Genomic DNA, 21169 nt, shown 5'->3' on the forward strand with positions numbered 1-21169 from the left:
GTTCCTGTGGATAGCTTGTTTTCTTCGCGCGACGCGGAGTCTTTCCGCTCAGTAGCGGTAGTGCTCGGGCTTGAACGGGCCCTGCTGCGGCACGTTGATGTAGGCCGACTGCTTGTCCGACAGCTTGGTCAGCCTGGCGCCGACCTTGTCGAGATGCAGTGCCGCGACCTTCTCGTCGAGGTGCTTCGGCAGCACGTAGACGCCGATCGGATACTTGCCCGGGTTCGAGTAGATCTCGATCTGGGCCAGCGTCTGGTTGGTGAACGAGGCCGACATCACGAAGCTCGGATGGCCGGTCGCGTTGCCGAGGTTCACCAGGCGGCCTTCCGACAGCAGGATGATGCGCTTGCCATCGCCGAACTCGATCTCGTCGACCTGCGGCTTCACATTGTGCCACTTGAAGTTCTTCAGGCCGGCGACCTGAATTTCGGAATCGAAGTGACCGATATTGCAGACGATCGCTCGGTCCTTCATCGCCCGCATGTGGTCGACGGTAATGACGTCGAGATTGCCGGTCGCGGTGACGAAGATGTCGGCGCGCGGTGCGGCGTCTTCCATCGTCACGACCTCATAGCCTTCCATCGCGGCCTGCAGCGCGCAGATCGGATCGATCTCGGAGACCAGGACGCGGCAGCCGGCATTGCGGAGCGAGGCGGCCGAACCCTTGCCGACATCGCCGAAGCCCGCGACCATCGCGACCTTGCCGGCCATCATGACGTCGGTGCCGCGACGGATGCCGTCGACCAGCGATTCCTTGCAGCCGTAGAGATTGTCGAACTTCGACTTGGTGACCGAGTCGTTGACGTTGATCGCCGGCCACAGGAGCTCGCCGCGCTTCTGCATCTCGTAGAGGCGATGCACGCCCGTCGTGGTCTCCTCGGTGACGCCTTTGATCGCCTCGGCGCATTTCGTGTAGAAGCCCGGATTCGACTTCAGCCGGCCCTTGATGGCGGCGAACAGGACTTCCTCTTCCTCATTGGTCGCGCCTTCGAGGAAGGCGACATCGCCGGTTTCCGCGCGCTTGCCGAGATGGATGAGGAGCGTGGCGTCGCCGCCGTCGTCGAGGATCATGTTCGGCACGCCGCCGTCGTGCCATTCGAAGATCCTGTGGGTGTATTCCCAATAGTCGACAAGGCTTTCGCCCTTTATGGCGAAGACAGGGGTCCCGGTCGCGGCGATCGCCGCGGCGGCATGATCCTGCGTCGAATAGATGTTGCACGAGGCCCAGCGGACATCGGCGCCGAGCGCCTTCAGCGTCTCGATCAGGACGCCGGTCTGGATGGTCATGTGCAGCGAACCCGCGATGCGCGCGCCCTTCAGCACCTGCGCCGGACCGTATTCCGCGCGAGTGGCCATCAGGCCCGGCATTTCGGTTTCGGCGATGGTGAGTTCCTTGCGCCCCCAATCGGCAAGCTTGATGTCGGCGACGGCGTAATCGTTCTGGGCGGCCGCGAGGGCGGTGTTGACGGTCATACGGGCTCTCTCCGTGGATTTGGCGGCTGTCTAGCACGCTCGGAAGCCCGGAGCAACCGCATATAAAGATGTCTTTATGTGCTCTAAACTGGAGCCTTTCCCGCAAAAGCCGCCGCAACCTCCGCCCGCGACCTGCGTTCTCCTCACCTGTTCAAACCGGAGGAGCCGCGATGGCTGAGATGAGCATGTCCGATCTGTCGGAGAAAATGCGCGATATCGATTTCTGCATCCTCGCCACCCATGGCGATGGCGGGCAGATCGCTGGGCGGCCGATGAGCAACAACCGCGAGGTCGACTATGGCGGCGACAGCTTCTTCTTCACCTGGGAGAAGGCGCGCATGATCTCCGAGATCGAGCGCGATCCGAAGGTCGCCCTGTCCTATCAGGGTTCGTCCGGCATTCTCGGCCAGCGGCCTTTCATGGCGCATATCGAGGGTCAGGCGGAGCTCGTCCGCGACAAGGGCCGCTTTGCCGAGCACTGGACGAGCGATCTCGACCGCTGGTTCGAGCAGGGGGTCGATACGCCCGGCGTCGTGATGATCAAGGTCCATGCCGCTCGCGTCCATTACTGGGACGGCATGGACGAGGGTGAGATCGCGGTCTGACGCCGTGATCACGGCACCCGCGCGGAAGCCGGGCCGCCATATTGGTTGGTGCCCTCGTCGCCTTTCTTGATCATCCAGTAGAGCAGCACGATCCAGCCGATCAGCGGGATGAAGACGATGAGGACCCACCAGCCCGAATAGCCGGTATCGTGCAGGCGGCGCACGGTGACGGCGAGGCCGGGCAGAAACAGCGCGAGCGAGACGAGCAGCGTGAGGAGCTGAACCGATCCCTCGTCGACGCCGAAAATGACGGCATCGACGACCGAGGTCGCGATCTGCAGCAGGATCAAGAACAAGGTCCACCACCAATATTCCGAGCGCAGCGCGCGGCCGGAAAACGTGGCGTATTTCGATAGCACGGCGCGGATTGCATCCCCAAAGCCCATTGCCCTCTCCTCGTTTCTTTCCGCGCTTGGCGCCGACGATATGGAGCCCGGGAAACCTTGCGTAAGCCAGAGGGTTGGTCGCGCTGTCCACGGCGAAGGTTTGCGCAGGAGTGAATTGGGCGGGATGCGTTCACGCACGGACGATATACGCGATTACAGACCGGGTAGGTTTCAGTCCATTACGGTTCCTGGTCTGCTGTCCTCGTACATTAGCTCGCGGAACTCCAAAGGCAGCCAAGCACGTTGCAATCCATCTATGACCTCGTGGCGTCGAAGGATCAGACCCATTTCGGGAGCCGAAAGCTCACCGTGCTGACTAACGTCCACACCAACAAAAATCTGCCATTCGGGAAATAGATCGAGCAGTTTCCTTAGCCCTTGCATGATTGTCGGCTGCAGGAGGAACAGATTCGAAACAACTATCTGCTGGGAAGGAAATCCATAGTCATCCTCAAGGATCCAATAATCTTGATCCTCGTCATAGCCCCGATTAGAAAAATATAACTGGATAGAATCAAAGAGCAGCTGCCATTCATGGAGGCGCGTTGATTCAAGGCAATCTTCACGCCCGAAGCACTCATCGCCAGATTCCAATTATCCACCTCGGAATCAAGGACGGCTTACGCCAAGTAAGCGCATAATATCAGCGAACCCTCGTTCTGAACATATGCATAAACCGACGCATGATGGCTCGACGATTGAAATCGCGGATCTTTGGATTTTCGGATCGCTGAATCTCCCGGATGAAATCTTCAGCCTCTTCGGTCGTCATCAGTTCCATGACTATGCCTCTCCGACGAATAAAGTCCTTAAACAGCTCCTCCACGGCATCGCTATATTCCTTGTGCGCTTGGCTCCAACCATGCCCCGGGAACGCTCCCGTCGTAGCCAATCGAAAAATCTTCTTGGCGGCTTTGCTCAAAGGCAATTTTTTGAACTTGCCCACGGGGAAAAAGTGATGGCCGACCGCGGCAAGGAGAAAGTTCTCGTCTTCGATACTTAGCTCGTCCTCCCCCTCAAAAAAGCGATCTAGCCAAGGACGAGACGGCTCCTTCTCAATCGTCACCCGTAGCGGCGGCTGATCTCCCGAATTCGGCGGAGTTTCCGAGCTCGCCCGACCTGTCTGCAGGGGTCCTCCAGTTCCACCTGCCCTACCGCCCGTATCCGTCCATTGCCCGCCGTCGGCATTGCCTCTCGGCACGCGCGGCTGGTTGGGGTCGAAGTTCGCCTTGCCGTGCAGTGCGTCGAGCGCGTTCCAGAGGTCGCGGGTCGCGGCCTTGAGTTGGCGGCTTCCTGCGTCGTGAAGCTCGGCCAGGCTCGGAGGCGGTGGATTCCGGCGCGTGTCTGCGAGAAGGGCGCGTATCCCAAGGCGGAGCAGCAGGAGCTTTTCGTGAACCTCGGATAACTGCCCCATCTGCCCCTCATCTCCATGTCATCGGTTTATTTTCCTATTACGGGATCGGGAAACCTGTCAAGGATTATATGCCTAAATCATGCAGGACGGGTGAGGGGCACGGGAGCGGTGACGAAGCACCGGGCGATCTGGAGGTGCCTCACAGCCCTCACCCGGTTCGGCTTCGCCGACTCGACCTCTCCCATGAATGGGAGAGGCTGCGCGCGCCTCCGACACGCTCCGCCTTGGCTTTTTCGTCATCCTCCGGCTTGGCCGCACGATCCATGCCACTCGGCGGGCGCCCTATGGGTCCTCCGATCGAGTCGGAGGACGACGACGGTGGGGAGGAGAGGCACCGGCGCGCTTCATCCTCGCCTGCCCAAAACAACGATGTCGGAAAGGTCGCCCCTCGGAGGGGCGGGGGATGCGGTCGCATCCTCTGAATGGTTTGTGTGTTGACGCGATCCGCATCCCCACGCACGGCGTTTCTGTCCGGAGGAGGCGGGCGCTTCCACAGCCGATGGCCGTCGAAGGTTTGAGAGCCTTCGAAGACCACGGCTCGTCCCCAGTGCAAGGCACGGACGGGTCATGGTGCCCGACGGGCCCGCTCGTCGGACGCCTCGCGGCCGTCCTACATCCTCCGGCCTCCCGGGAGCGGGGTTCCGGACCCCGCCCGCAGGCGCCGCTCCTCATCCCACGCCGGCCGGCCGGTACCTGGCAAGCGCCCCTCGCAGGGTGAGGATGAGCGGAGGATAAGCAGATGATAGGAATATTGTCAAGAGTCGAGTGCCGCGGCGCAACCCAGACGATTGTTTTGGTTAGATCGGACAAACCTTCGGATGGTTCAACGGGCATCCCCCCGAGCCTAAGTTTTTACTCAAGCACGGTTTCCCCGCCGTCCGGGGAATGACCCTGTGAACCGAGACCTTCGGCGACCTCCCGCCCTGCGGGATGGCACTCAAGGGGAACCGACATGAACCCGACACCAGAGCAGGGCCGAATACTCACCATCCTCCAGAGGGCCAACGGGCGCTGGGTTTCCATGCGGTGGCTGGACACCACCCCCCTGCTTTTCGAGGACGATTTCCCGGTCGTTCCCAGCCTGATCGAGAACGGATGGGCGCAGCACAAGCTCCGCTCGATCCAGATCACGCCGGAAGGGATCGAAGCGCTGGAGCGCGCCAGCGCGCCCGTTCAGCGCGATTGGCCGCCGAACGTGGGCGGACTTGATTAGTCCGCCGTCGGAATTTCCCTCGGCACTCGCGGCTGGTCAGGTCGATTTTTTCCTTCACTTCGTCATGCCAAGGCTTGGCCTTGGCATCCACGAGTCACAGCGTGGTCGAGAGGAAAAGGACGTGGATGGCAGGGTGGATCCCCGGATCAAGTCCGGGGACTGCCATGTCGGAGCGTGGCTCCCTCAAATCGTCGCCTTGATGCTGCAGGTCATCTGCGGCTTGCCGGGCATGGTCAAAGTGGCCTCGGGGCCCTTCTGCCAGAACTCAGCGGTGCCTGCGGCCGTGGTCGCGGTGTAGCGCGCGCCCGAGCCGGACTGGGCTTGGGTGAAGACCAGCGAATTGCCCGGCCACGAGAGATAGGCATACATCGGATCGATGTTGATGAAGCTCGCCGCGATGTCGGCGTCGATGCCGGGGCAGCGCATGGCGAACGGGCCGACGCTGGCGCCCATGGCGTCGCCGGAGAGTACATCGGGATAATCCTGCCTGAGCTCGCTGATCCGGGTGACGTAGGCCGTGATCACGCAGGCGCGCTTGTCGTCCGCCTTCGAGCAATCGTCGCGCCCCTTGATGAAGCCGCGCTCGATGGCGACCAGTTCCTTGCGCTTGTCGGGCGTGAGGCTCGCCCCGTCTCGCGCCAGCCGGAACAGCCGTTCGGTCTCCCGATCGAGCGCGGCGAGCTGGTCGTCCTTGCAGATCATCTCCTCGGCGGCATTGGCCGGCTTGTCGCAATTGAAGCTGGGCTGGGCCGCGACGGCGGGCAGCGGGACGGCCGCGATGGCGGCGAGGAGGGTCAGACTGGCCAGGATGCGTGTGGTGGACATGGTTTCCTCCCGGTGCCGCTCTCGGCGGCGGTTATTGTCTCGGCGCCATCCGTTCCAGCGTGTAGGCCAGATCTTCCGGCTGCAGGCTGTGGGCGCCTCGGAACGGCTGGTCGAGCACGGCGACCATGTAGATGACGAGGCCGATGAAGAGGGACAGCACCCCGCCGATGATGAAATGGGTGAGGCGCTTCAGGTCGAACAGCCAGAGCACCAGGATGTTGAGGCCGGCGCCGATGAGCACGACGTACCACATGATGGTCGGGATGGAGGTGCGCGCCGCCTGGATTCGGGTGCGGCGGGCATCGACGAAATCGCCGAACCGCGTCAGCACCTGGGCGTGCAACACGTCCTGCCCCTTGTCGCGGTCGGGGCTGAAGCGGAGCAGTGCGTGGCCGATGCGGTCGACGATTGCGCTGCTTGCGGGAGAGGTTTCGCCCCGGTTCTGCGACGCCCAGCCGGGGCCGCTCTCCTCCCTGGCGTAATCGCGAAGGAGGTTCGTAACCTCGACGCGCAGCGGCTCTGGATAGCCGTCGACGAGCCGGTAGAGCGTGAACAGGCCGGCGGCCTCGCGGCCGGCGACGTCCTCCGCATCGAGGTAATTGCCGTAGACGGCGATCGACAGCAGCGCGAGCAGGACGCCGTAATAGAGCGAGAAGGTGGAGAGGAGCAGACCGAGCGAATCGTTCGGATTGCGCTCCTGGTGCACCATGCGCGCAACCGTCGGCTGGAGCAGCACCGTGCCGACGAGCGTCGGGATGACGAAGCATGCCGCGACCAGCGCGGCGCCGGGCAGGATCGGCAAGGTGTGCAGCCAGTCGATCACGCCGCCCTCCCCGCGTGTGATGCGCGGCGAGACTAGCAACCAATGCGGGTGAGTGCGAGCGATGCCTCTCCCCCACGAACTCGGCTGTTGCCGAGTTCGTATGATGGCCAGGTCGAGAACACCCGACTTGGCGGGAGAAGGTCGACTCGCTGCGGCACGCAGCGAGCGGGTTGAGGGGAGCCAGGCTATACCGTGTTTCGGAACGCCTTCGGCGTCCCCCACTCGGCTCGGCCGGTCGCCGAGTCCGCTCTCTCCCTCGTTGGGGAGAGAGAAAGCACGCGGTCATGCCCTAGCCAAGCACCGCCGTCATCAGCCCCGGAAACCTTTCGTCCAGTTCCTTGCGCCGGAGCGCGTTCATATGCGTCACACCCTCGACGCGGGTGTGGACCAGGCCGGCGTCGCGCAGGACGCGGAAATGGTGGGAGACGGTGGATTTCGGGCGGCCGCCATCGAGGGCCGAACAGGTCTGGTCTCCCTCGCGATGGAGCTGGCGGACGATGCCGAGACGCACCGGATCGCTCAGGGCGTGGAAGATCTCTTCCATGGTGACGTCGTCGATCGAGGGATGCTTGTAAGCGCGCATGACGCATATCTAGCATTCCGCATGCAGGATTGCGATAGTTCGTAAAATATCGAACTATGGAACTTGAACCTGGCCGGACCCGGCTTAGATGCCGCCCGAGCCAAATCTTTCAAGCTTCCGAAAGGCATAAGCATGCCCATCGCCGTCTATGCGCTGACCGCCGGGGCCTTCGGCATCGGCACCACCGAATTCATCATCATGGGCCTGTTGCTGCAGGTCTCGGCCGATCTCGGCGTCTCCGTCTCGACGGCGGGGCTGCTTCTGTCCGGTTATGCGCTCGGCGTGTTCGTCGGCGCGCCGATCCTGACGCTTTCGACCCGCAAGCTGCCGAGGAAGACCGTGCTGATCGCGTTGATGGCGATCTTCACCGTCGGCAATCTCGCCTGTGCGCTGGCGCCCGACTATTGGAGTCTGATGGCGGCGCGGGTCGTGACCTCGCTCGCTCACGGCACCTTCTTCGGCGTCGGCTCGGTGGTGGCGACCGGGCTCGTCGCGGCCGACCGCAAGGCAAGCGCGATCTCGGTGATGTTCACCGGCCTGACCGCCGCGACGCTGCTGGGCGTGCCGTTCGGCGCCTGGATGGGCTTGAACTGGGGCTGGCGCGCGCCGTTCTACGCGGTGGCCGCGATCGGCGTGCTGGCGATGATCATCCTCGCGGTATTCGTGCCGTCGGTGAAGGAGAAGGCCGAGCCGGTGGCGCTCGGCGACGAGGTGGCGGTGCTGAAGGACCCGCAAGTGCTGCTGGGCCTCCTGATGACCGTGCTCGGCTTTGCCGGCGTGTTCGCCTTCTTCACCTATGTGCAGCCGATCCTTACCCGCATCACCGGCTTCTCGGAGGCTGCGGTCTCGCCCATCCTGCTCGTCTTCGGCGGCGGTCTCGCGATCGGCAACCTCCTCGGCGGCAAGCTCGCCGACAAGGGGCTGGTGCGGTCGCTGTTCCTCACCGTGGGTGGGCTCGCTTTGGTGCTCGCCGCCTCAGCGGTGGCGGTGGAGAGCGAGATCGCGGCGGTGGTCGCGGTCGGGCTGATCGGCATCGCCGGCTTCGCGACGGTGGCGCCGCTGCAGATGCGGGTGCTGGAGAAGGCCGGAAGCGCCGGCCAGAACCTGGCATCGAGCCTCAACATCGCGGCGTTCAACCTCGGCAATGCGCTCGGCGCCTGGGCCGGCGGCTTCACCATCGACCATGGTCCGGGCTTGCAGGCGGTGCCGCTGACTGCGGCGGCGATCACCGTTGTGGGGCTGATCGTGGTGTTCTGGAGCGTGCGGCTGGACGGGCCGCGCGGGAAGCTGGCGCCGAGATTGGGGTGAAGCGTTCCGAAGCGGGAGAGGGTCGAGTCGTCGTCAGACGATCGGGGTGAGGGCAAGCACGATGCTCGTTGCTGCAATCATGCCCTCACCCGCTCGCCTTGCGAGTCGACCTCTCCCGTAAACGGGAGAGGCAAAGCTCACTCCGCAGGCGCCGCCGCGAGCGGTCCCTCGCCTTCCAGCGCGGAGGGGATCGGCACCGTGATAGCCGCCGCGCGGGGCATGCGGTTCCAGGCGTCGAGGGCGGCGATCTTGTAGGCCTCGGCGAGCGTCGGATAGTTGAAGGTGTTCTCGATGAAATATTCGAGCGTACCGCCGAGGTTCAGCACCGCCTGACCGATATGGATCAGCTCGGTCGCGCCCTCGCCGATGATGTGGACGCCGAGCAGCTTCCGGCTGTCGATCGCGAAGATCATCTTCATCAACCCGGCATTGAGACCCATGATGTGGCCGCGCGAGGTCTCGCGGAAGCGGGCGATGCCGCATTCGTAGGCGAAGCCCTTGTCGCGCGCCTCCTGCTCGCTCATCCCGATCGTCGAGATCTCCGGCACCGCGTAGATGCCGTAGGGGAAATATTGTGGCGCGGGCGGCAGCGGCAGGTTGAAGGCGTGGCAGGCGGCGATGCGGCCCTGCTCCATCGAGGTCGAGGCGAGCGAGGGAAAGCCGATCACGTCGCCGGCAGCATAGATGTGCGGCACCTCGGTCTGGAAGGTCTTTGGATCGACCGCGATGCGGCCGCGCTTGTCGGTCGAGATGCCGGCCTTGTCGAGGCCGAGATCGGCCGTCGCGCCCATACGGCCGGCGGCGTAGAGCAGCATTTCGGTGCGGATGCGGCGGCCGTCGGCGAGCTCGGTGACGACCCAGTTCTGGTCGTCGAGCATGACCCGGGTGACCGGCGTGCCGAGGCGGATGGTGACGCCGCGGTCGCGGAGCTGGTGGACGAAGTCGTCGATGATCTCGCGGTCGATGAAATCGAGAAAGCTGTCGCGCGGCTCGATCAAAGTCACCGGAACGTCGAGCGCGGAGAAGATCGTCGCGTATTCGATGCCGATGACGCCGGCGCCGACGACCGTGATCGAGCGCGGCACGCGTGGCGTTTCGATGACCGCGTCGGAATCGACGATGTGTTCGCCGTCGAATGGAACGTTCGAGGGATGGAACGGCACCGTGCCGGTGGCGATGACGATACGCTCGGCCGTAACCGGCTGTTCGCGGCCGTCCGGGCACGAGACGATCATGCGGTGGGGATCGATGAAGCGCGCGAGCCCGGCGAGGCAGCGGACGCCGTTCCGCTGGAACTGGTGCTCGAGGATCTCGACCTCGTGCTCCAGGGTCATGGTCAGGCGGTCGCCGAGGTCCGAGCCGTCGATGTTCTGCTTCACCCGGTAGGAGCGGCCGTAGAAGCCGCGCTCGCGCCAGCCGGTGAGGTTGAGCACGGTCTCGCGGAGCGTCTTGGAGGGGATCGTGCCGGTATGGACAGAGACGCCGCCGACGCGGCGCCTGTTCTCGACCACCAGAACCGATTTGCCGAGCTTCGCGCCCTGGACGGCGGCGCGGCGACCAGCGGGCCCGCTACCAATGACGACGAGATCGTAGGCTTCCATCGGCATATCCCCCGCCCGAGCTTTGCAGGAGCTATGCCAACAGGCAAATGACGGGGATGTGTCAGGGTCCCCTCTCCTGCGAAGCGGGAGAGGGTCGAGTTGCCATCAGGCAACCGGGGTGAGGGCCAGCACGATGCTTGTTGCCGTCGTCCTCCGGCTTGACCGAAGGACCCATAGGAGGCCTGCCGTTTGGCGTGGATCTTCCGGTCAAGCCGGAGATGACGAGCGCTGCGGCTGCCCTCACCCGCTCGCTTCGCGAGTCGACCTCTCCCGTGAACGGGAGAGGCAGGAACGCCTTCGGCGCCCGCCTCACTCGGCTCGGTCGTTCCGACCGAGTCCGCTCTCTCCCACCAAGTCGGATGTTTCCGACTTGGTCATGCTTAGTCCCAACTCGGCAACAGCCGGGTTGGGGTGGGAGAGAGTCAGGGCGTCGCGTCCATCCTCTCGTCGGCCGGGCGGCCGATGACGTGCTGGATGATCGCCGCCGCGATCTCGCGCTCGCCCATGATGACCCGCGTCGCGCCTGCCTTGAGGAGATGGTCGACCTCCTCGTCCGAATGGGCGCGGGCGACGACGTCGAGCGCGGGGTTCGCCTCGCGCGCGGTCTCGATCAGGCTGCCGGATTCGAACGGGTTCGGGATGGCGCTGACGAACCAGCGTGCCGCCTTGAGATTGGTCGCCCCCAGCATTCCCGGCTCGTTGGCATTGCCGGTGAGCGCGGGTATGCCGCGATTGCGAAGCTCGTCCACCGCTTCTGTCCGCTCGTCGCTGACGATCAGGGGGATGCCGGCCTCGATGAACGCGTCGACGACCAGTCGGCCGACGCGGCCATAACCGATGACGACGGCGTGACCGGTGAGCGTCGTGTCCGGGATGTCGCCGTTCTGGACGTCGGAGAGGGCCGCTTCGGCGGGCACCGCCTCAGGCTCGGCGGGCTGCTTCGGTTTCGCCTTCTGTTCCGGCGGCGCGATCTTGTCGAGCACGGCGAAGAAGACCGGATTGAGCAGGATCGAGATGATCGCGCCGGCGAGGATGAGGTCGCGCCCCTCCTCCGGCAGCAATTCGAGCCCGACGCCGAGCCCGCCGAGGATGAACGAGAATTCGCCGATCTGCGCGAGGCTCGCGGCGATCGTCAGTGCGGTCGGGCGATCGTGACCGAAGGCACGCACGATGAAATAGGCCGCGACCGATTTGCCGGCGATGATGATCAGCACCGTGACCAGCACCGCGATCGGGTGGCTGACGAGGATGTTCGGGTCGAACAGCATGCCGGCCGACACGAAGAATAGGACGGCGAAGGCGTCGCGGAGCGGCAGCGTCTCCTGTGCCGCCTGATGCGATAGCCGGCTTTCGGCGAGGATCATGCCCGCGAAGAACGCGCCGAGCGCGAAGGAGACGCCGAACAGGGAGGCCGCGCCGAAGGCGATGCCGAGCGCGATGGCGAGGACCGCGAGACGGAAGAGTTCGCGAGAGCCGGTATGGGCGATGTAGTGCAGGATCCACGGGATCAGCCGCCGACCGACGACGATCATCAGGGAAACGAAAACGAAAAGCTTCAGGGCGGTGACGCCGAGCATCTGCCACAGATTGAGCGGGCCGAGACCGAGCATCGCGACGAGACCGGCGCCTTCATCTGCCGGAGCCTTGCCGCCGAGGACGCCGGAGAGCGCCGGCAGAACGACGAGCGCGAGGACCATTGCGAGATCCTCGACAATCAGCCAGCCAACCGCGATGCGGCCGCGTTCTGTCTGGACGAGGCGGCGATCCTGCAAAGCCTTCAGAAGAACCACGGTCGACGCGACCGACAGCGCGAGACCAAGGACGAGGCCGGCTCCGAGACCCCAGCCCAGCGCCCAGGCCAGACCCATGCCCATGAGCGTCGCAATGGCGATCTGGCCGATCGCGCCCGGAATGGCGATGGCGCGGACGGAGAGTAGATCGCCGAGGGAGAAGTGCAGCCCAACGCCGAACATTAGCAGGATGACGCCGATCTCGGCGAGTTCCAGGGCCAGCTCCTGGTCCGCCACATAGCCGGGCGTGAAGGGTCCGATCAGCACGCCCGCCAGAAGATATCCCGCAAGGGGCGGCAGTTTCAGCCGCTGGGCGAGCGTGCCGAGTATGAAAGCGATACCGAGACCGGCGACAATGGTGGCGATGAGCGGCGTGTGATGCGGCATGGGCTCCGGCGGGATGAGGAAGTTTGCCCTACCCTAAAAGGTAGGGTCCACCGGTGAAAGTCGTAAGAGCCCTCATCCCGAGCCGAGCCGAAGGCTCGCGTCGAAGGATGGCAGCAAGTTCAGCGCTCGTGACAATCCTTCGACACGGACGCTGCGCGTCCGGCTCAGGATGAGGCCGTTACTCCTCCTCGCCGAATTTCTCGGCGAGCAGACCTTCGAGCGCGTCGAGGCATTCGCGGGCTTCCAGGCCCTTGGCCGTCACTGTGATGGTGGAACCGGGGCCGGCCGCCAGCATCATCAGGCCCATGATCGACGTGCCGCCGACCGTCTCGCCACCGCGCGTCACCTTGATCTCGGCTTCGAACAGCTCGACGCACTGGACGAACTTGGCCGAGGCCCGGGCGTGAAGGCCGCGTTTGTTGATGATGGGAAATTCGCGGCTGATGATGCCGTCCTCCGCGGTGCCGGCAGGCCAGCCAAGCGGATCGATCATTTGCCTGCCAGAACGCTGCTGGCGACGGAAATGTATTTCCTGCCCGCATCCTGCGCCTGGGTCACGGCCTCGACCAGGCCGAGTTCGTGGCGGACGGAAGCGAGCTTGATCAGCATCGGCAGATTGATGCCGGCGACAACCTCGATCTTCTTGCCGTTCATACAGGAGATCGCAAGGTTCGAGGGCGTACCGCCGAACATGTCGGTGCAGACCACCACGCCGTCGCCGGTATCCACCCGGCAACAGGCGTCCATGATGTCCTGCCGACGACTTTCCATATCGTCTTCAGGGCCAATCATGATTGTTTCGATTTGCTGCTGAGGACCCACGACGTGTTCAAGCGCCGAGCGAAACTCGCAGGCGAGACGCCCATGGGTCACTAATACTATGCCGATCATTAATTCCTCGGGCCGCCGTCTATATGTCGGCGTGCCGGACCCGGCTTCAAGGTTGCTTACTCTTTCCATCTTGATGCAAGGGCGCAAGAGGCTCGTGACAATCGATGACGGCACCAGCCTGTCCAAACATAGTTAATAATATGTCTAAGCCGCGTTCAGGTGTCGCCGCAAAAGCTCGCGGCATTGTGACGCCAGCGATTTCCGTAGTCAGGAGAATGGGTTCTGGAAGGCGCGGCAACTCGCTGGGCGGAACCAGGTCGATGACTACTCCAAGACACACGTCCTGCAGATTCGGCATATGAGCTATGCCCAGTCCGCGTATCTCCAAGAGACCCTTGAGGTTGTCCGGAGCGGAAGCACGCACTTCCCCGCCGTACCGCTCCAGCAAAACCCGGTCGTCGGCGACGAGGATCGCCTCGCGTCCGTAGAGCGGCGCGCGGAGAATGATCATATGCGCGAGCTGCGATTTGCCGGCTCCTGATGCGCCCCGGATCAGCACGCCCTTGCCGTCGAGCACGACGCAGGAGGCGTGGATGGAGCTCACCGGACTGCGGCGGGCAGGCGCACGACGAAGCGAGCGCCGATGATCTTCGGTTGGCCGTCCTCGTCCTTCTCGCTGCGCGAGACCCGGTTCTCGGCCCAGATGCGTCCCTTGTGCGCCTCGACGATCTGCTTGGAGATCGAGAGACCGAGACCGGAATTCTGGCCGAAGCCCTCGCTCGGGCGGTCGGTGTAGAAGCGTTCGAACACACGCTCCACCGCATCCGGCCGGATGCCTGGGCCTTCGTCCTCGACCGCGATCTCGATCTCGTTCTTCAGGCGACGGCAGATGACGCGGACTTCCGAACCCTGCTCCGAGAACGAGCGGGCATTGTCGACGAGGTTGGTGATGACCTGGCCGAGACGGGAATCGTGACCGAAGACGAGCAGCCTGTCCTTGCCCTTGGCGTTATCCGCGATGATCAGGCGGAGCGGGACGCCGGATTCAGAGCGGATCTCGTTCTGCAGGCCGACGACGGCGGTCAGCAGACGGCCGACATCGATCGGGTCGCGTTCCTGAAGCTGAAGTTCGGCATCGAGGCGCGAGGCATCGGAGATGTCGGAGATCAGCCGGTCGAGGCGGCGGATATCGTGCTCGATGACTTCGAGCAGGCGTTTCCGCGTCGCCTCCGTCTTCGCCAGCGGCAATGTCTCGACGGCGGAGCGGAGCGAGGTCAGCGGGTTCTTGAGCTCGTGCGCAACATCTGCGGCGAAGGCTTCGATCGCCTCCATGCGATTGTAGAGCGCGTCGGTCATCTCGCGGAATGCCTTCGAGAGATGGCCGATCTCGTCGCTACGGTCGGAGAAGTCCGGCAATTCGGTGCGGCTGTTGATGCGGTTCCGCACCCGCTCGGCGGCATTGGCGAGGCGGCGCACCGGTCCCGCGATCGTACCCGCGAGCAGGATCGACAGCACGATCATCACCACGGCCGCCACGAGGAAGACGCGGACGATGGCCATGCGCTCGTTCTGGACGATCTTGTCGATGTCGCCGCCGAGCGTGGACAGCAGCAGAACCCCCGCGACCGACTGGAAGCGCTGGATCGGCACCGCGACCGAGACGATCATCTCGCCCTTCTGATTGCGGCGGACCTCGGAGGCGGGAGCGCCCGCCAGCGCCCGGACGATCTCCGGATAGTCCTGTACGCCGGCCAGCTCCTTGTAGGGCGGCACGTCGCTCCAGAAGATCCAGCCGCGCACCGTATCGAACAGCCGGCCGAGCAGCGTCATCTCCTGCGGGGTCGGCGGCGGCGGCAGGTCGAAGCGGAGGATGTCGCCGCGGTTGTAGAGGCTTTGGGAGTCGAGCAGGAGAGCGCCGTAGGAATCGTAGATGCGTGCGCGGGTGCGCGTGGGGCTGACGAGGCGGCGGAGAAGCGGCGCGACGCGCTCCGGATTGATCGGAAATTCGAGATTGTCGATCGTGTCGCCGCGCTGGGAGAACATCTCCCCGGGCGAGATGTTCATCAGCTTGTCGGGATCGACCCAGACCGAGGAATTGTCCGCCGTGCCGGAGGCCGCGATCGCGCCGGCGATGATCTCGCCCTGGATCAGCATGCTCTGCGTGCGTGCCTCGATGAGGCCGGCGCGGAACTGGTTCAGATAGAGGATGCCGCAGAGGAGCGCGACGAGGCCGGCGAGGTTGAGGACGACGATGCGCCGGGTCAGGCTCGATCCGAACGGGCCGAACAGGCGAGACAACCGGAAGCCGCGGCCATGCTCCTCGGCGGAGCTGTCCGCGTCGCCGTCCAGATAGACGTCGGAGCGATCGGTCTCAGCGGTCATGGCGTGCGAAATTGCGCCCGCGGGCGCGCAACGTCAAACCCGGCTCACACTTCCTTGAAGCGGTAGCCGACACCGTAAAGCGTCTCGATCATGTCGAAATCGTCGTCGGCGACCTTGAACTTCTTGCGAAGCCGCTTGATGTGGCTGTCGATCGTGCGGTCGTCGACATAGACCTGATCGTCGTAGGCCGCGTCCATCAGCGCGTTGCGGCTCTTCACGACGCCCGGACGCGTGGCGAGCGCCTGCAGGATCAGGAACTCGGTGACGGTGAGCGTCACCGCCTCGCCCTTCCAGGTGCAGGTGTGGCGCTCGGAATCCATCACGAGGTTGCCGCGCTCCAGCGCCTTGCCGGCGCTCTCGCCGACCTTCGGCTGGCCGGTGCCGTCCCGCGAAGCGGCGCGGCGAAGCACGGCCTTCACGCGCTCGACCAGGAGGCGTTGCGAGAACGGCTTCTTGATGAAGTCGTCGGCGCCCATCTTCAGGCCGAACAGCTCGTCGATCTCCTCGTCCTTCGACGTCAGGAAGATGACCGGCAGCTCGGACTTCTGGCGCAGACGGCGCAAGAGTTCCATGCCGTCCATGCGCGGCATCTTGATATCGAAGATCGCAAGATCAGGCGGATTGGCCTTCAACCCTTCCAGCGCGGCGGCGCCGTCGGTATAGGTCGAGATGCGATAGCCCTCGGTCTCAAGAGCGATCGAGACGGAGGTAAGAATGTTGCGGTCGTCATCGACCAGCGCGATCGTGGGCATCGAAGATTCTTCTGCCTCGGTTCGAGTTGCGGCCTTGAACGCGGCGCAGATGGCCGAAATAAGGCCGACTCCCTTGAAGGATCATGGAGCGGTTGGTGTCAGAAGTCACCTCTCGTCCGAGAAAATCAAGGGTTGTGGAACACTATTCTTCGGAAAGGGAAGGTTTTGCTGAACTCCTCCGGCGACTTCGATGCCGCATCTGTGGCGCGAGAACTGCTTCGAAAAGCACGCAAAGGTGCGCTGGCGACAAATGACCGCGACTCGCATGCACCCTATGCCTCGCTCGTTGCGGTTGCAACCGACGCCGACGGCTCGCCGCTACTGCTTTTGTCCAACCTGGCCAAGCACACGATGAACGTCGACGCCGATCCGCGCGTCTCGCTGATGGTCGAGGACGCCTGGGCGGGCGATCCGCTCGCCGGTGCTCGCGTCAGTCTCTGGGGCCGGATCGAGAGGACCGACGAGCCGCGCTGCAAGGCCCGTTTCCTGGCCCGCTATCCCTCTGCGAAGGGTTATGCCGAATTCGCCGATTTCAGCTTCTTCAGGATCGAGATCGAGGGGGCCCACCTCGTCGCCGGGTTCGGACGCATCCAGACGCTCGCTCGCGAGGCGGTCGTGACCGATGTGGTCGACGCCGACGACCTCGTGGCCTCGGAAGCAGGCGCGACCGCGCATATGAACGAGGATCATGCGGACGCGATCGCGCTCTATGCGACGAACCTTCTCGGCGCTCCTGCCGGCGCGTGGCGGATGGACGGCTTCGATCCCGAGGGCGCCGAACTGAGCCTCGGCCGCCAAACCCTCTACCTCCGCTTCCCCGAGCGCGTGACGACCCCGGGAACGCTGCGGAGGATGCTCGTCGACCTCGCAGCGGAGGCGCGACAAAAAAGCCCAGCCTGACATGTGGTCGACCACATTCCAGCAGTCGAACCAGCACTGTAACGATTGAGACCAGTTCTCGCTGGTCAACCAACCGTTAAGAGGCGAAACGGGCATGAATTCGCGCGAAGACGTTTCATGTCCGTTTCATGTCAATATTTTGATCTGCAAAATGAACGATTTTCTGCTTTGAATGTTGTCTTGCGGCGATTTGAAATCCCGCTTCAACTCGCCTGCCCATGCTTGCGAGGACGACATGCTTATCGACGGTCAGGCGGATAAAACCGCGTCTAAAGTGGCTTTCCTAGCCCGCGTAACGAGCAATCTTCTGGACACCCAGCTCATCGAGCAGGCGGTACGGCGCGGCGAGGCCATGCTGACCAAGCACGGTGCGCTGGCGGCAGACACCGGCGCGCATACCGGGCGCAGCCCGAAGGACAAGTTCATCGTCCGCGACGGCCATACCGAGAGCCAGATCTGGTGGGAGAACAATGCGGAGATCGCACCGCAGAAGTTCGATCTACTTCACCAGGACTTCCTCGACCACCTGAAAGGCAAGGAACTCTTCTCGCAGGATCTATACGGCGGCGCCGATCCGAAGCACCGCATCAAGGTCCGCGTCTTCACCGAATATGCGTGGCACTCGCATTTCATCCGCACCATGCTGATCCGTCCTCCGCGCGAGGACCTCGCCGGCTTTGTGCCGGAGATCACCATCATCGACCTGCCGAGCTTCAAGGCTGACCCGGAACGCCACGGCGTGCGCTCCGAGACGGTGATCGCGGTCGATCTCACGCGCGGCATCGTCCTCGTCGGCAATTCCGCCTATGCTGGAGAGATGAAGAAGTCGGTGTTCGGCGCGCTGAACTTCCTCCTCCCTCCGAAGGGCGTCCTGCCGATGCATTGCTCGGCCAATGTCGGCGACAATGGCGAGAGCGCGCTGTTCTTCGGCCTGTCCGGCACCGGCAAGACCACGCTTTCCGCCGATCCCGAGCGCACCCTCCTCGGCGACGACGAGCATGGCTGGGGCCAGGACGGCATCTTCAACTTCGAGGGCGGCTGCTACGCCAAGACGATCAACCTGTCGGAGGAGGCGGAGCCGGAAATCTTCGCGACCACCCGCCGTTTCGGCACGCTGCTCGAAAACGTCATGGTCGACGAGGAGACGCGGCTTCCGGACTTCGACGACGTGTCGAAAACGGAGAACGGGCGCTGCGCCTACCCTCTCGACTACATCCCGAATGCGAGCCTCATCGGCCGCGCCGGGCATCCGAAGAACATCATGATGCTGACCGCCGACGCTTTCGGCGTGATGCCGCCGATCGCGCGGCTGACCCCGGCGCAGGCGATGTACCATTTCCTGTCCGGCTACACGGCGAAAGTCGCCGGCACCGAGCGCGGCGTGACCGAGCCGCAGGCGACGTTCTCGACCTGCTTCGGCGCCCCGTTCATGCCGCGCCATCCGTCCGAATACGGCGAGTTGCTGCGTGCTTTCATCGGCCGGCACAAGGCAACCTGCTGGCTGGTCTCGACCGGCTGGACGGGGGGCGCTTACGGCGCGGGACAACGGATGCCGATCAAGGCGACGCGCGCGCTGCTCTCGGCGGCTCTGTCGGGGCAGTTGCAGAAAGTCGATTTCCGCATCGACCCGGTGTTCGGCTTCGAAGTGCCCGTCGCGGTTCCGGGCGTGGATTCCGCGTTGCTCGACCCGCGTTCGACCTGGGCCGATCCGCGCGCATATGATGACCAGGCCGACAAGCTCGCGGGCATGTTCGTCGAGAACTTCAAGCGCTTCGAGAAACACGTCGCCAGCGACGTGCTCGGCTCGGCTCCACGCGTCAGGACGGCGGCCTGATCTGCGCCATCCTCCAGGCGATCGCATGGCCGATCGCCACCAGGACGAGGCCGACCGCGTAGAAGAACAGGACTATCCCGGCCAGGTTGAGCATGACCTGGCCGAGGCCATCTTTCGGCACGTTGAAGAACGGGTACGGATAGAAACCCGATAGCGGCCCATGCAGCAGCGTGTAGAGGCCGTAGATCAGCGGCGCGATCAGGAGCTTCCAGGCGTCGCTCCACCGCAATTTGCCCTTCCCGCGCGAGACCAGCCAGTCGAACAGATAGAGTGCGGGCGTAACCCGGTGCAGGACCGTGTTGGCGACGAGATTTGCACCCTCGTGCGGGGGCTCGAGCGGCGCGAGGATGACGGCGTAGATCACGACCATCACGACCGCGTAGGCGGCGACGGCCATGCGGACCGCCGGACGTTCGAACAGAGTCCCGGGCCTGAAGAGGGGCAGAGCGAACGCCAGCGCTATCAGCGTGTTCGTCAGGATCGTGAAGAAGCTGACGAACTTGAAGGTCATCCACAGAAACAGGTCCGGCGAAGTGGCGACCAAGACGCCGTACTGTAGGACGAGCCCGAAGATCGCGACGAGAGCGGCGACACCGCGAAACACCCTCATCGCAATACCTCCGTCAATCGAAGCCGAAGAACACCCAGGTCAGAAGCAGGAAGCTAGGCACCAGGATAGCGACGGACCACAGCACATAGCCAAAGAAGGTCGGCATTTTGATGCCTCTGTTCTTTGCGATGGCCAGCACCATGAAGTTCGGTGCATTGCCTATATAGGTCAGCGCGCCCATGAACACCGCGCCGCCTGAGATCGCGGCCAGGATAGACGCGTTCGGTCCCATGAGGTTTTCGACATCGCCGCCTGCGAGGTTGAAGAAGACGAGATAGGTGGGTGCGTTGTCGAGCACGCCCGACAGGACACCCGTCATCCAGAAATACATCTGGTCAATCGGCTGGCCGTCAGATGTCGTCACGAGATCGACGAGCGGCGCCGCCGCGCCGTCGGAGCCCGCGCGCAGGATCGCGATCACCGGAATGATCGTGGTGAAGATGCCGGCGAAGAGCTTGGCGACCTCCTTGATCGGCTCCCAGTCGAATTCATTGCGCGCGCGGATGTCCTTGGGCGTCAGCACGAGGGACAGGATCGCGAGGACGATGATGATCACGTCGCGGAGCAGGTTCTGGCCCTCGACCCAGGTGCCCAATATCTCGACGCCGAAAGCGGGCTTCCAGAGGCCGCTCATCAGGATGGCCGCGACCACACCGAGCAACAGCGGAATGTTGATGAGCCCCAGTAAACCGATGCGCGGCGTGTCCGGCGTCGGATCCTTGGGACGCGGCGACCCTTCCCTGGCGTAGAGGAAGCAGTCCATCGCGTAGAACAGAACGAGCAGGATGACGACCAGGAGAAGCGTCTCCGGGGCGAGATGCGTGGTCGTCCAGAAGAACTCGACGCCTTGCAGGAAGCCGAGGAACAGCGGCGGATCGCCGAGCGGCGTCAACGATCCGCCTATGTTCGATACAAGGAAGATAAAGAATATAACCGTATGTACATTGTACTTACGATCGTCGTTCGCGCGGAGCAGCGGTCGAATGAGAACCATGCTGGCGCCGGTCGTGCCGATGAAGCTCGCAAGGAAGGTGCCGGTAGCGAGGAGCGCGGTGTTGGTGCCCGGGCTGCCATGAATGTTACCGATGACGAGCAGTCCACCGGAGATCGTGAACAGCGCGAACAACAGGATGATGAACGGCAGATATTCGAGCAGTGCCGTGTGCATCAGATCCGTCGATGCGGTGCGGATACCGAAGGTCGCGGCGTAGGGCACAAGGAATGTGAGGGCCCAGAAGGCTGCGATCTTGCCGTAATGGTGATGCCAGAAATGATTGGCCGCGAGCGGGAAGATCGCGATCGACAGCAGCATGCCGGCGAAAGGCAGGCCCCATAGCAGCGAAAGATCGCCGCCGTAGACCTCGTGTCCCTCGGTCGTCTCAGCGAATGCGGGCGTCGCGCAGATCGCAAGAACGATCGCCGGAATGAAACGAAGCATGCTCCCCCACGGTC

The 21169-nt window shown here is 63.7% G+C and carries 21 protein-coding genes; 5 read left to right on the forward strand and 16 right to left on the reverse strand.

Going from position 1 to position 21169, the window contains the following annotated elements:
- Positions 1-48: 48 nt before the first annotated feature.
- The gene (gene ahcY / locus ACFPFW_RS06425) at positions 49-1473 is read right to left on the reverse strand and encodes an adenosylhomocysteinase (protein ID WP_114958417.1); all 1425 of its coding nucleotides are present in this window, start codon (positions 1471-1473) and stop codon (positions 49-51) included.
- Between the two features lie 170 nt (positions 1474-1643).
- On the opposite strand from ahcY, the gene ACFPFW_RS06430 reads away from it, so the two are divergent.
- Positions 1644-2078: a pyridoxamine 5'-phosphate oxidase family protein gene (locus ACFPFW_RS06430; protein ID WP_114958418.1), complete on the forward strand. Its 435-nt coding sequence runs from the start codon at positions 1644-1646 to the stop codon at positions 2076-2078.
- An 8-nt stretch (positions 2079-2086) separates the two neighbouring features.
- Here ACFPFW_RS06430 and ACFPFW_RS06435 read toward each other — a convergent pair whose 3' ends face one another.
- From ACFPFW_RS06435 to ACFPFW_RS06445, 3 genes are all read right to left on the reverse strand, one after another.
- The gene (locus tag ACFPFW_RS06435; protein ID WP_114958419.1) at positions 2087-2464 is read right to left on the reverse strand and encodes a DUF805 domain-containing protein; all 378 of its coding nucleotides are present in this window, start codon (positions 2462-2464) and stop codon (positions 2087-2089) included.
- A 171-nt stretch (positions 2465-2635) separates the two neighbouring features.
- Complete coding sequence (locus ACFPFW_RS06440) at positions 2636-3058, reverse strand: hypothetical protein (RefSeq protein ID WP_114958420.1); 423 nt, start codon at positions 3056-3058, stop codon at positions 2636-2638.
- A 49-nt stretch (positions 3059-3107) separates the two neighbouring features.
- Positions 3108-3878, reverse strand: a complete 771-nt coding sequence (locus ACFPFW_RS06445) for a hypothetical protein (RefSeq protein ID WP_114958421.1) — start codon at positions 3876-3878, stop codon at positions 3108-3110.
- 952 nt (positions 3879-4830) lie between these two features.
- On the opposite strand from ACFPFW_RS06445, the gene ACFPFW_RS06450 reads away from it, so the two are divergent.
- Positions 4831-5091: a hypothetical protein gene (locus tag ACFPFW_RS06450; RefSeq protein ID WP_162799753.1), complete on the forward strand. Its 261-nt coding sequence runs from the start codon at positions 4831-4833 to the stop codon at positions 5089-5091.
- Positions 5092-5274: 183 nt separating this feature from the next.
- Here the strand turns inward: ACFPFW_RS06450 and ACFPFW_RS06455 are convergent, their stop codons facing one another.
- From ACFPFW_RS06455 to ACFPFW_RS06465, 3 genes are all read right to left on the reverse strand, one after another.
- Positions 5275-5916: an MliC family protein gene (locus ACFPFW_RS06455; RefSeq protein WP_114958111.1), complete on the reverse strand. Its 642-nt coding sequence runs from the start codon at positions 5914-5916 to the stop codon at positions 5275-5277.
- A gap of 31 nt (positions 5917-5947) precedes the next feature.
- Positions 5948-6739, reverse strand: a complete 792-nt coding sequence (locus ACFPFW_RS06460; RefSeq protein ID WP_114958112.1) for a bestrophin-like domain — start codon at positions 6737-6739, stop codon at positions 5948-5950.
- A 289-nt stretch (positions 6740-7028) separates the two neighbouring features.
- Complete coding sequence (locus ACFPFW_RS06465; protein WP_114958113.1) at positions 7029-7322, reverse strand: ArsR/SmtB family transcription factor; 294 nt, start codon at positions 7320-7322, stop codon at positions 7029-7031.
- Positions 7323-7454: 132 nt separating this feature from the next.
- Between ACFPFW_RS06465 and ACFPFW_RS06470 the strand changes: the two genes are divergently transcribed.
- Positions 7455-8630 (forward strand): MFS transporter, encoded by a 1176-nt coding sequence (locus ACFPFW_RS06470; protein ID WP_114958114.1) that lies wholly within the window; start codon positions 7455-7457, stop codon positions 8628-8630.
- Positions 8631-8767: 137 nt separating this feature from the next.
- Here ACFPFW_RS06470 and sthA read toward each other — a convergent pair whose 3' ends face one another.
- From sthA to ACFPFW_RS06505, 7 genes are all read right to left on the reverse strand, one after another.
- On the reverse strand, positions 8768-10231 hold the full coding sequence (gene sthA, locus ACFPFW_RS06475; protein ID WP_114958115.1) for a Si-specific NAD(P)(+) transhydrogenase: 1464 nt from the start codon (positions 10229-10231) through the stop codon (positions 8768-8770).
- Positions 10232-10653: 422 nt separating this feature from the next.
- Positions 10654-12408 carry a YbaL family putative K(+) efflux transporter gene (gene ybaL, locus ACFPFW_RS06480; RefSeq protein ID WP_114958116.1) on the reverse strand — a complete coding sequence of 585 codons (1755 nt, stop codon included), beginning with the start codon at positions 12406-12408 and terminating at the stop codon, positions 10654-10656.
- Between the two features lie 178 nt (positions 12409-12586).
- Positions 12587-12901 (reverse strand): HPr family phosphocarrier protein, encoded by a 315-nt coding sequence (locus ACFPFW_RS06485; RefSeq protein WP_114958117.1) that lies wholly within the window; start codon positions 12899-12901, stop codon positions 12587-12589.
- A complete protein-coding gene (locus ACFPFW_RS06490; RefSeq protein ID WP_114958118.1) occupies positions 12898-13299 on the reverse strand; it encodes a PTS sugar transporter subunit IIA in 402 nt (133 codons plus the stop codon). The genes ACFPFW_RS06485 and ACFPFW_RS06490 overlap by 4 nt, the downstream gene beginning before the upstream one ends.
- 46 nt (positions 13300-13345) lie before the next feature.
- Positions 13346-13843, reverse strand: coding sequence for an HPr kinase/phosphorylase (locus ACFPFW_RS06495; RefSeq protein WP_162799754.1), 498 nt, complete (start codon positions 13841-13843; stop codon positions 13346-13348).
- Positions 13840-15621 carry a stimulus-sensing domain-containing protein gene (locus ACFPFW_RS06500; protein ID WP_114958120.1) on the reverse strand — a complete coding sequence of 594 codons (1782 nt, stop codon included), beginning with the start codon at positions 15619-15621 and terminating at the stop codon, positions 13840-13842. The genes ACFPFW_RS06495 and ACFPFW_RS06500 overlap by 4 nt, the downstream gene beginning before the upstream one ends.
- A gap of 44 nt (positions 15622-15665) precedes the next feature.
- Positions 15666-16373 carry a response regulator transcription factor gene (locus tag ACFPFW_RS06505; protein WP_114958121.1) on the reverse strand — a complete coding sequence of 236 codons (708 nt, stop codon included), beginning with the start codon at positions 16371-16373 and terminating at the stop codon, positions 15666-15668.
- A gap of 165 nt (positions 16374-16538) precedes the next feature.
- Here ACFPFW_RS06505 and ACFPFW_RS06510 point away from each other — a divergent pair, with 165 nt between their 5' ends.
- Complete coding sequence (locus ACFPFW_RS06510) at positions 16539-17273, forward strand: HugZ family pyridoxamine 5'-phosphate oxidase (protein ID WP_379769919.1); 735 nt, start codon at positions 16539-16541, stop codon at positions 17271-17273.
- A 235-nt stretch (positions 17274-17508) separates the two neighbouring features.
- On the forward strand, positions 17509-19107 hold the full coding sequence (locus ACFPFW_RS06515) for a phosphoenolpyruvate carboxykinase (RefSeq protein WP_114958122.1): 1599 nt from the start codon (positions 17509-17511) through the stop codon (positions 19105-19107).
- Here ACFPFW_RS06515 and ACFPFW_RS06520 read toward each other — a convergent pair.
- Positions 19091-19717 carry a Pr6Pr family membrane protein gene (locus tag ACFPFW_RS06520; RefSeq protein WP_114958123.1) on the reverse strand — a complete coding sequence of 209 codons (627 nt, stop codon included), beginning with the start codon at positions 19715-19717 and terminating at the stop codon, positions 19091-19093. The two genes, ACFPFW_RS06515 and ACFPFW_RS06520, sit on opposite strands and share 17 nt — an antisense overlap.
- Positions 19718-19730: 13 nt before the next feature.
- A complete protein-coding gene (locus ACFPFW_RS06525) occupies positions 19731-21155 on the reverse strand; it encodes a sodium:proton antiporter (protein ID WP_114958124.1) in 1425 nt (474 codons plus the stop codon).
- Positions 21156-21169: the final 14 nt, after the last annotated feature.

This window comes from Flaviflagellibacter deserti (assembly GCF_042652085.1).
Classification (GTDB): domain Bacteria; phylum Pseudomonadota; class Alphaproteobacteria; order Rhizobiales; family Methylopilaceae; genus Flaviflagellibacter; species Flaviflagellibacter deserti.